The 9,461-nt window shown below is 40.7% G+C and carries 11 protein-coding genes; 5 read left to right on the top strand and 6 right to left on the bottom strand.

Annotation, left to right across the window (positions count from 1 at the left end; translation table 11 throughout):
* A partial coding sequence (locus B2X33_RS03605) for a nucleoside recognition domain-containing protein (RefSeq protein ID WP_296667725.1) occupies positions 1-801 on the top strand: 801 nt, incomplete at its 5' end.
* 86 nt (positions 802-887) lie between these two features.
* On the opposite strand, the gene B2X33_RS03600 is transcribed toward B2X33_RS03605, so the two are convergent.
* The 5 genes from B2X33_RS03600 to sufC form a co-directional block, all read right to left on the bottom strand.
* Positions 888-1,571: an SIMPL domain-containing protein gene (locus tag B2X33_RS03600; protein WP_296019771.1), complete on the bottom strand. Its 684-nt coding sequence runs from the start codon at positions 1,569-1,571 to the stop codon at positions 888-890.
* Between the two features lie 104 nt (positions 1,572-1,675).
* Complete coding sequence (locus B2X33_RS03595) at positions 1,676-1,921, bottom strand: TIGR03905 family TSCPD domain-containing protein (RefSeq protein ID WP_296667723.1); 246 nt, start codon at positions 1,919-1,921, stop codon at positions 1,676-1,678.
* Positions 1,922-1,942: 21 nt separating this feature from the next.
* A complete protein-coding gene (locus B2X33_RS03590; RefSeq protein WP_296667721.1) occupies positions 1,943-3,043 on the bottom strand; it encodes a SufB/SufD family protein in 1,101 nt (366 codons plus the stop codon).
* 114 nt (positions 3,044-3,157) lie between these two features.
* Positions 3,158-4,564 carry a Fe-S cluster assembly protein SufB gene (sufB, locus tag B2X33_RS03585; protein ID WP_296667719.1) on the bottom strand — a complete coding sequence of 469 codons (1,407 nt, stop codon included), beginning with the start codon at positions 4,562-4,564 and terminating at the stop codon, positions 3,158-3,160.
* Between the two features lie 18 nt (positions 4,565-4,582).
* Entirely contained in the window at positions 4,583-5,335 is a 753-nt protein-coding gene (sufC, locus tag B2X33_RS03580; protein WP_296667717.1) for a Fe-S cluster assembly ATPase SufC, read from the bottom strand.
* A 316-nt stretch (positions 5,336-5,651) separates the two neighbouring features.
* Between sufC and malQ the strand changes: the two genes are divergently transcribed.
* Positions 5,652-7,217, top strand: coding sequence for a 4-alpha-glucanotransferase (malQ, locus tag B2X33_RS03575; RefSeq protein WP_296667715.1), 1,566 nt, complete (start codon positions 5,652-5,654; stop codon positions 7,215-7,217).
* A gap of 93 nt (positions 7,218-7,310) precedes the next feature.
* On the opposite strand, the gene B2X33_RS03570 is transcribed toward malQ, so the two are convergent.
* Positions 7,311-7,538 carry a hypothetical protein gene (locus B2X33_RS03570; protein WP_296667713.1) on the bottom strand — a complete coding sequence of 76 codons (228 nt, stop codon included), beginning with the start codon at positions 7,536-7,538 and terminating at the stop codon, positions 7,311-7,313.
* A gap of 97 nt (positions 7,539-7,635) precedes the next feature.
* Here B2X33_RS03570 and B2X33_RS03565 point away from each other — a divergent pair, with 97 nt between their 5' ends.
* From B2X33_RS03565 to B2X33_RS03555, 3 genes are all read left to right on the top strand, one after another.
* Positions 7,636-8,244 (top strand): chromate transporter, encoded by a 609-nt coding sequence (locus B2X33_RS03565; protein WP_296667711.1) that lies wholly within the window; start codon positions 7,636-7,638, stop codon positions 8,242-8,244.
* Positions 8,245-8,270: 26 nt separating this feature from the next.
* Complete coding sequence (locus tag B2X33_RS03560; protein WP_296667709.1) at positions 8,271-8,891, top strand: chromate transporter; 621 nt, start codon at positions 8,271-8,273, stop codon at positions 8,889-8,891.
* A 52-nt stretch (positions 8,892-8,943) separates the two neighbouring features.
* The coding region (locus tag B2X33_RS03555; protein WP_296667708.1) for a purine-nucleoside phosphorylase at positions 8,944-9,461 on the top strand (518 nt) is incomplete at its 3' end.

Raw genomic sequence — 9,461 nt, 5'->3', positions numbered from 1 at the left:
GGACGCAGCATTGTTCCTCTTTTAATCGGTTTTGGCTGCACTGTTCCTGCCGTAATGTCCACAAGAACCCTTCCAAGCGAACGCGACCGGCGCATGACCATTTTGCTTACACCTTTTATGAGCTGCTCGGCGAAACTTCCGATTTACGCATTTTTTGTGAGCGCATTTTTCCCGAAGCACGGCGGTCTGATTATGGGCGGACTTTATTTTCTTGGCATTGTCTCAGGAATTTTTGTCGCCCTGCTTTTAAAAAAAACGCTTTTTAAGGGAGAAGCCGTTCCTTTTGTAATGGAGCTTCCAAACTACCGTCTTCCTGGTAAAAAAAATGTAGCCCAGCTTTTGTGGGAAAAATCAAAAGACTTTCTGCAGCGCGCATTTACCGTAATTTTTATCGGAACAATCATAATATGGTTTTTGCAAAGCTTTAATCTGCGGTTTCAGCTTGTTTCTGAGTCACAGCAAAGCATTCTCGCTTCAATTGCCGGAATCCTTGAACCAGTTTTCCGTCCAATCGGTTTAGGAAACTGGAAAATCATAACCTCGCTGATAAGCGGATTTATTGCAAAAGAAAGCGTAGTTTCTACAATGGAAATCCTTTTTGGAGACGTTTCAGCCGCAATAAAACCTCTTGCTGCGGCAAGCCTTCTGGTGTTCAGTCTTTTGTATACGCCGTGCATTGCGGCAATTTCTGCAGTCCGCCGCGAACTTGGGACAGGCTGGGCAGCTGGCGTTGCGCTCTGGCAATGTGCGCTTGCATGGATTTTGGCATTTTTCGTGCATTTTATAGGAAGCTTTATTTAAATTCTAATTTTTTACTGAACGAAAATTGCAAAAAAAAATCAGCGGCCTTGTACGTCAAGACCGCTGATAAAAGAAATTAGAATTGATTATTTTAAAAGATATTCAACTGTGGTTACAACCCTTACGTTCTTTTTTTCTTCAAGACCGGGAGCTGCGTCTTCGATTGTGAATAAGCCTTGTGTTGCTTTTTTGATTTTTCCAACCTTGCTATTTGAATCTCGGGCGAACTGTTCTGCTGCGGTTCTTGCGTTTTCTGTGGCTTCTGCAATCATTTGCGGTTTTATTTGATTCAATTTTGTAAATTCGTAGTTTACTTTGCCGTCATATTCCTGTAGAACTGCAATTCCGCTCGAAACCAAGTTTAGCGAATCTGCATAAGCGGATTTTACGCTTTCAATTTTTGAAGAACGAATTAAGATTGTCTGTCTTGCAATAAAAGTATAGCGCAATTTGCTTTGATCCATGTATGAATTGAGGGAATTGTCCGTAATTGCCGCCGGCTGCACAGTAAAGTCGTTTTCATCAAGCCCGTGGTCTTTGAGATATTTTTTTACTGTCTGAGTTTTTAAAATAACCGACTGCTGCAAAGACGAAAGATTGTTGTCGCCTGTTGAGAAAGCCATATTCCAGATTGCAAGGTCGGCATCAACTTCTTTTTCTGAAAGTCCGCGCACAGAAACGCTTCGTTCTGGCGTAATTATGTTTGTAAGGCCAAAAGCAAGAATCAATGATGAAATGATGATTGAAATTCCGATTTTTAAACTGTTCATAAAGTTCCTCCCATAAAAATGCCTGTTGAAAACTTTTGTTTGGCTTTTTATATTTTTGCGCTATTGAATATTATAGCCCGATTTTTTTGACTTTTCCATCAATTTTATTTTTCCATGACGGCTTTTGCCAGCTGGTCTGCGCAGCTTGTTCCTTTGTCGCGGCAAAGGTTTCCTAAAAGTTTTGTTGAAATTTCTTCGGCTGTCATTCCTTCGCAGAGTTTTGATATTGCCTTTAAGTTTCCGTCGCAACCGCCTTCAAATTTTATATTGTGAATTCTGTTTTGTTCGTCGCGTTCAAATGTTATTGATTTTGAACAAGTTCCTTTTGTTTTAAATGTTACTTTCTGCATTGTGCACCTCGTTTTTTTTGTTTAATTTTCTTCTTCGCCGATAAACGCCTTTATTTTGCTGACTGTTTTTTCGTCAGAAATGTGCGAAGCTGCTTCCATTATTTTTGCACGTGTCATTATTGATTTTGCAGTTTTTTCGTCAATTCCGCGCGACTGAAAATAAAACAGCTCTTCGGTGCCTAGGTTACCAAGGTTTCCGCCGTGGGCGCCTTCTACATTTTCTTCTCCACACAAAATCATTGGAATTGAACGGTTTACGGCAGTTGGCGAGGTTAGAAGGGTTTCTTCGTATTCGTTGCCTTTTGAACCTTCGCAGCCTCTCTTAAAATCGATTGTTCCGCGGTAAAGTTTTTTTGCATTGTCCAAAAGAGTGCCTTTTATGCTCATTTTTGACTCTGTGTCTTTTCCTGTGTGCGAAACGCAGTAATTTATGTCGAAATTTTGTTCATTTTTTGCGGTGTAGGCGGTTTCGCTTGTAAAGCTTGAAGCGTAACCAGAAAGTGCGCAGGTTACGTTTGCAAAAGCCTGTTTTGATCCGAGTTCAATTTGCGTTACTTTTACGCTTGCGTTGTCTTCTGCAAAAAACTGAGTGTCGTCAAGGTGAGTGTATTTTTGGCCTAAAAGCTGAACTTTCACAAGGTGAATTTTTGAATATGGTTTTGCCCAAAGTTTTGTCTGTATTGCGCAAAAACCGCCGTCAAAAGGAAGAGACGTGTAGTTCATTATTACGGTGATTTCGGAATTTTCTTCGGCAATTACAATTTGCCGTCCAGAATATGTCTGTCCGTCTTTGAGCTCAAAATCCAAAATTATCGGTTCTGTGCATTTTTTTTGCGCTGTAAGCGCAAATTTTACGGAATTTAGTGAATTGATGATGTCTGTAGTGTCTGTACTTGAACTTTGCGCCATAAAAGGAAGTTTTTCTTCGAGTTCGGCAATTTCTGCGCAGCCGTTTCCGTCGTCTTTGTAGAGAATCAAGCCGTCTGTTGCTCCGCGGATTTTTGCGCATGGAACGACAGAAGTGTCGATTTCTGTATCGAGAACGCCTCGGTTCATTTTGAGCCAGTTCCATGTAAGGTACGGCGTTTTATTTACATTATGATAAGAAATTTTTTTTGTCATAATTACATTCCTTGTAAATTTAAGGCTGCATTCGGGGGCTTGGGGCGCTCCCCAGGAGAGGGGGCAGCGTAAAACCGCAGGTTTGCAGCGAGGGGCAGGCGCCCCTTTGTATTTTTACATATTGCCCTTCATTTCCAGACGAATCAGGTTGTTCATTTCGACTGCGTATTCAAGCGGCAGTTCTTTTGAAACAGGATTTGCAAAACCGGAAACAATCATTGTGCGTGCTTCTTCTTCGCTGATTCCGCGGCTCATAAGATAGAAAATTGCGTCTCCAGAAATGCGGCCAATCTTTGCTTCGTGTCCGACTGCGCACTCGTCCGTGTGGATTTCCATTGCAGGAATTGTGTCGGAGCGGCTTTTGTTGTCGAGCATAAGTCCGTCGCAACTTACGCTTGCTTTTGAGCCTTTTGCTTCCGGTCCAATGTAGATTGCGCTTCGGTAAATCGAAGAACCTCCAGCCTTTGAAAGCGATTTTGAGGTTATGAGCGAAGTTGTGTCTGGCGCAAGGTGAACCATTTTTGCGCCTGTGTCCAGTTCCTGTCCTTCGCCTGCAAAGGTTACGCCTGTAAATTCCGCATGGGAGCCTCTTCCGACAAGGTCGCTTTCTGGATAAAGGTAGGAAATGTGGCTTCCAAATGAACCGGAGACCCAATCGATTGAACCGCCTTCTTCAACCCGCGCACGTTTTGTGTTGAGATTGTACATATTTTTTGACCAGTTCTCGACTGTCGAATAGCGCAAATGTGCATTTTTTTTGACGTACAGCTCAACACAGCCTGCGTGAAGGTTTGCAACGTTGTATTTTGGTGCGGAACAGCCTTCGATAAAGTGAACGTCTGCGCCTTCGTCTACGATTATGAGAGTGTGCTCAAACTGTCCGGCGCCTTTTGCATTCAGACGGAAGTAACTTTGCAGTGGAATTTCGACTTTTACGCCTTTTGGAACATAGACAAAGCTTCCTCCAGACCAGACGGCTCCATGAAGAGCTGCAAATTTGTGGTCGGAAGGTTTTACAAGCTGCATAAAATGCTCTTTGACCATATTTGCATAAGGCCCGGAAAGTGAACTTTCAAAGTCTGTATAGATAACTCCCTGCTTTGCTACTTCGTCCTGAAGGTTGTGGTAAACCAGTTCAGAGTCGTACTGTGCGCCAACGCCTGCGAGAGATGTGCGTTCTGCTTCTGGAATTCCAAGTTTTTCAAAAGTTTGCTTTATGTCTTCAGGAACGTCTTCCCACTTTGTCTGCATTTGCGTGTTTGGACGAACATAGGTTACGATTTCATCTATGTTGAGTCCTGAAATATCTGGTCCCCATTCCGGAACTTTAAGTTCGTTGTAAATTTCGAGAGCTTTTAAGCGGAATTCCCTCATCCATTCAGGGTCGTGCTTGTCTTCTGAAAGTTTTTCGACGATTTCTTTTGTCAGTCCTTGCTTATTGCGGTAAAATCCTTTTTCTTCATATTTAAAATCGTATGGAGAATCGGAAACTTCTGGTATTTCGTTGTTTTTTTCTGCCATTTGTCTGTCCTTTAAGCGTTATGCCAGATTTCCTCTTTCAAACTGCTCAAAACCGTTGGCATTGATTTCTTCAACGAGTTCTGCCCCGCTGTCTTTTACGATTTTGCCTTTTACAAGAACATGCGTTCTGTCGATTTTAAGGCTTTCCAAAATTTTTGTCGAATGTGTAATTACGAGGAGAGAGCCATTTGCGGACTTTTGATATTCTTCGATTCCTTTTGAAACAGTGCGAACTGCATCAACGTCAAGTCCAGAATCCGTTTCGTCAAGAATTGCAAGCTTTGGCTTGAGCATTAAAAGCTGCAAAATTTCGCTCTTTTTGCGCTCTCCGCCGGAAAAACCGACATTCAAATCTCGTTTTGCATAACTTTCGTCCATGTTGAGAAGAGCCATTTTTTCTTTTAGCTCTTTTTGAAACTGAAAAAGCCGTACTCTCTGTCCTGTTGCTGCTTGAAGAGCGCTTCGTATAAAGCTTTCAAGAGAAATTCCTGGAACTTCGAGAGGCGACTGAAAACTCAAAAAAAGACCTTTTGCGGCGCGTTTGTCTGACGGAAGGCTTGTAATGTCTTCTCCATCAAAGAAAATTTTTCCGCTAGAAACAGTGTAGCGGGGATTTCCCATAATTGTGTATCCGAGGGTTGATTTTCCAGCTCCATTTGGTCCCATAAGAACATGAGTTTCGCCGGCATTTATATTTAAAGAAACGCCGTTTAAAACCTGTTTATTTTCTATATTTACTGATAAATCCTTAATCTGTAATAAATTGTCCATAATTTGCAAATTATATAGAAAATATGTGTTTTAGAGAATACTATTGCGAACTTAATATGCGCACGGCAGTGATTTGGCATAACAAAAGTTATGCCGCGACTTTTGCTTGCGCAAAACTCGTTTATTTTAGTGTGCGCAATATGCGCACGGCAGTGATTGGAACTGCGCCGCAGGCGAACCGGCTTTGCCGGTTTGGAGCGAAAGCGGAACAGTGGAAAGCACGGTTTTTAGGCTTGTCCTAAAAAGCCGCCCGAAAAAAAAGAAAAAAAACGGATTTTTAATTTTTTTTGAATTTTAATGTGCTAGAATTGGATTTATGAATTTAAAAAGAAAATCTGGAATATTGCTTCATCCTACGTCTTTGCCGGCTTCTGCTGGAATCGGGACTATTGGCCGTCCGGCTTTTGATTTTGTCGACTGGCTTTCGGCTTCTGGCACTAAATTGTGGCAAGTTTTGCCTTTGGGACCGACTGGTTACGGAGACTCGCCTTACCAGCCATTTTCGGCTTTTGCGTTAAATCCGCTTTTGATTGATTTTGAGGATTTGCTTGAGCGTGGATGGGCTCAAAAAGATGAAATTGTTCCGCCAGATTACATAAAAACTGACGGAAATGTTGACTTTGGAAGCGTTGTCTGGTGGAAAACTGGCGTTTTAAAGAAAATTGCGCTAAAACTTTTGGACGGCGGCTTAAAAGGACTGAAGACTGAATTTGGAATTTTTTGCAAAGAAAACGATTTTTGGCTTGATGATTTTGCTTGTTTTATGAGCATAAAATCGCATTACGATGACGAAGGAATGTGGAATAAAGCCTGGCCTGAAGAATTGCGGCTTTGCCGGAAAAATGCGGTCAGCTTATGGAAGAAAAGTCACGAAGATGAAATTTTAACGACAAAATTGATTCAATTTTTTGCATTTACGCAATGGAATGCTCTTCATGAATATGCAAAGTCAAAAAATGTTGAAATTATCGGGGATATTCCGATTTTTGTAAGTGCTGACAGCGCAGATGTTTGGGCAAACCAAAAATATTTTCAATTAAAGGAGAACGGGGAATCGAGCGTTGTTGCTGGAGTTCCGCCGGATTATTTTAGTCCGACAGGTCAGCTTTGGGGAAATCCTCTTTATGACTGGAAAAAAATTTCGGAAGACGGTTTTGAATGGTGGATTTTGCGCATAAAAAATATTTTAAAGCTTGTTGACTATGTGCGGATTGACCATTTTCGCGGTTTCGATTCTTATTGGGCTGTAAAATTTGGTTCTAAGACTGCCGAAAAGGGCAAATGGCTCAAAGGACCCGGAATCGCTCTTTTTAAGGCGATAAAAAATGAGCTCGGAGAATTGCCTTTAATCGCCGAAGATCTGGGTGAAATTACGGACAGTGTGCGCCGGTTGCGCGATAAATGCGGACTTCCCGGAATGAAAATAATTCAGTTTGGTTTTGATTGTGCGGAAGAAAAAAAAGGCTCTCTTGTAAATGCTTTTTTGCCTCATAATTTTTTTAATGCAAATTGCGTTGCTTATACTGGAACCCACGACAACGACACAACCCAGGGAATGCTGAATTCGCTTTATGAAGAGAATTTGTGCCTTGTTGCGTCGTATTTGGAAGGACGGAAGGTAGGTTTTTCTGAGGCATGTGCAATGCGTTCTGACGGAAGTTTGTGCCGAAAACTTGTTAGTCTTTGTTTTTCGAGCACAGCTTCTTTTGCTCTTGTTCCAATGCAGGATTTGTACGGCTTTGGTTCTGATTGCAGAATGAATACGCCGGGAAAAGCCTGTGCAAATTGGTCATGGAGAATGAGATATGATATGCTTTACGGAGAAATTGCCAGCAAAAAGTGCGAGTGGCTAAAAGAATTGAACTGCTTATATAACAGATAGAATTCATAAGTGTAGTATGTAGATACACGAAGTTGAAAAAAATACGGACAGCGTCTGCTGTCCGTATTTTTTTGTTAGGTGTTTAAGTGAAAATTAAAAGTTTACTAGCCGAAGAATAGGTTTTCCAAAGAGAACGAGAATAAAGTCAATTAGCCAGACGATATTCCAGCCGAAAAATATGCGTAGAATTGCCGCTACAATCTTTTTTTCGGAAAGCCGTGTAAAAATTCCCATTAGCGGGCCAAGAAAGAGGGCAAGAAGCACACTTACAAGCCATGGAAGTCCGAAGTAATCCTTTGTTTTTCGAGATTTTTTTGCCATATTTTATAATCCTCCAATTATTTGTATAATCATTATCAATGTAAAAAATCTTTTCGTCAAACTTTTTGTTGAGCGGATAAAAAAACAGGTGGACAATATGAAAGAAAAATTAAAAATTTTGTGGGAACTTTTTAGCGTAATGTTCAAGGTCGGTTTATGCACTTTTGGAGGCGGAATTGCAATGCTTCCAATTCTTGAGCTTGAGCTTGTTGAAAAACGCGGCTGGACTACTTCCGAGGAGCTTCTTGACTGGTTTGCAATTGGCCAGTCAACTCCAGGAATTATTGCTGTAAATGTTGCTACTTTTACAGGCTACAAGAAACTTGGCGTAATTGGCGGATGTGTTTCGACTTTTGGAATGGTTTTCCCTTCGCTTATAATAATTACGATTATTGCGCTTTTTATAAATAATTTTGCAGAACTTGTTTGGGTTCAAAAAGCGCTGCGTGGAATTAACGTTGCTGTTGCTGCAATTTTGACCAGCGCAGTTTACAAATTTTCAAAAAAGTCTGTAAAAAACATTTTTGGTTTTATTCTTCTTGTGATTTCGTTCCTTTTGATTTTTGTTTTTAACGTTGGAACAATTTGGATTATTCTTGGAAGCTGCATTCTTGGAATTTTGATTGCAGTTTTTCGCGGTGATTTTAAGAAAGTTTCAAAAAAAGAAAATTCCGCTTCCGACGGAAACAAACATGTAAAAAAATAAATTTAGAGAATTAGCTGGAGAAAAATATGACAGAATTTATTATGACACAGATTCAAAATCAAACATCAGTAGGACTTTTTTGTCTTGTTGCAGTGTTTTTTTATATAGGACTTATAACAATTGGCGGAGGTCAGGTTGGAATTACAATTATTCAGCAAATTGCGGTTGATAATTTAAAGCTTCTTTCGGCTGAAAAATTTTTCAATATGGTCGCAATTTCTGAATCTACTCCTGGTCCGATTGGAATTAATCTTGCGACTTATGTTGGCACGGAACTTTACGGTGTTTTCGGCGGAATTATTACGACATTTGGACAGGTATTGCCTTCTTTAATCGTAATAATGCTTATTGCCCGCTATTTTGGCAAATTCTCCGAAAAAAAAGGTGTTCAGGCTGCTTTTTCCACATTGCGTCCTGCTGTTTCTGGCGTAATTGCGGTTGCGGCGGCAAAAATTCTTATTCTTGCCCTTATCACTGTTACTTCGGGTTTTGTAGCGTCGGATATTTCAACTTGGCAGAGCGGAATTATAATCAGTGCGGTTAATGCGGCTTTTTATGTTCTTTGCCTTGTCGTTTTGTTTACGACAAAACTTCATCCTGTTTTTATAGTTTTAGCAGGCGCGATTTTTGGAGTTGTATTCTGTTAAAAACGAAAGTAAAATTAAAAAAGTTATAATCGCTGTTTTAATGGGAGAAAAAATGAGCACACATATTAACGCTCCTGCTGGAGCAATTGCAGAAAATATTCTTTTGCCTGGAGATCCTCTTCGTGCCAAATTTATCGCAGAGAATTTTTTGGAAAATCCAAAATTGTATAACGAAGTGCGCGGAATGTACGGTTATACGGGAACTTACAAGGGTGTTCCTGTAAGCGTTCAGGGAACTGGAATGGGACAGCCTTCGCTTTCAATTTATGCTACTGAACTTTTTAAGGATTATGGCGTTCAAAAAGCGATTCGCGTTGGAACCTGCGGAGCAATTTCTGAAGAGCTTGAGCTGCGAGATACAGTTCTTGTAAATTCAGCGTGTTCAGATTCCTGTCTTTTAAACCAAAGATTTGGCGCTCTCCATTTTGCTCCAACTGCCGATTTTTATATGGTAAAAACTGCCGATTCTGTTGCTCAAAAAATGGGAATCCGCTATACGATTGGTTCTGTTGCTTCTTCAGATTTTTTTTATGACATCAATTCAAACTGGAAGAAGTGGAAAGAATACGG

The sequence above is a fragment of the Treponema sp. UBA785 genome (assembly GCF_002297065.1).
Classification (GTDB): Bacteria; Spirochaetota; Spirochaetia; order Treponematales; family Treponemataceae; genus Treponema_D.
The sequence above is the reverse complement of the archived record's forward strand: the minus strand, read 5'-3'. Positions and strand labels throughout refer to the sequence as shown.

Coding starts and splice junctions, on each gene's coding strand:
- B2X33_RS03600 (WP_296019771.1), bottom strand. CDS start 1,571: ATGAACAGTTTAAAAATCGGAATTTCAATCATCATTTCATCATTGATT.
- B2X33_RS03595 (WP_296667723.1), bottom strand. CDS start 1,921: ATGCAGAAAGTAACATTTAAAACAAAAGGAACTTGTTCAAAATCAATA.
- B2X33_RS03590 (WP_296667721.1), bottom strand. CDS start 3,043: ATGACAAAAAAAATTTCTTATCATAATGTAAATAAAACGCCGTACCTT.
- sufB (WP_296667719.1), bottom strand. CDS start 4,564: ATGGCAGAAAAAAACAACGAAATACCAGAAGTTTCCGATTCTCCATAC.
- sufC (WP_296667717.1), bottom strand. CDS start 5,335: ATGGACAATTTATTACAGATTAAGGATTTATCAGTAAATATAGAAAAT.
- malQ (WP_296667715.1), top strand. CDS start 5,652: ATGAATTTAAAAAGAAAATCTGGAATATTGCTTCATCCTACGTCTTTG.
- B2X33_RS03570 (WP_296667713.1), bottom strand. CDS start 7,538: ATGGCAAAAAAATCTCGAAAAACAAAGGATTACTTCGGACTTCCATGG.
- B2X33_RS03565 (WP_296667711.1), top strand. CDS start 7,636: ATGAAAGAAAAATTAAAAATTTTGTGGGAACTTTTTAGCGTAATGTTC.
- B2X33_RS03560 (WP_296667709.1), top strand. CDS start 8,271: ATGACAGAATTTATTATGACACAGATTCAAAATCAAACATCAGTAGGA.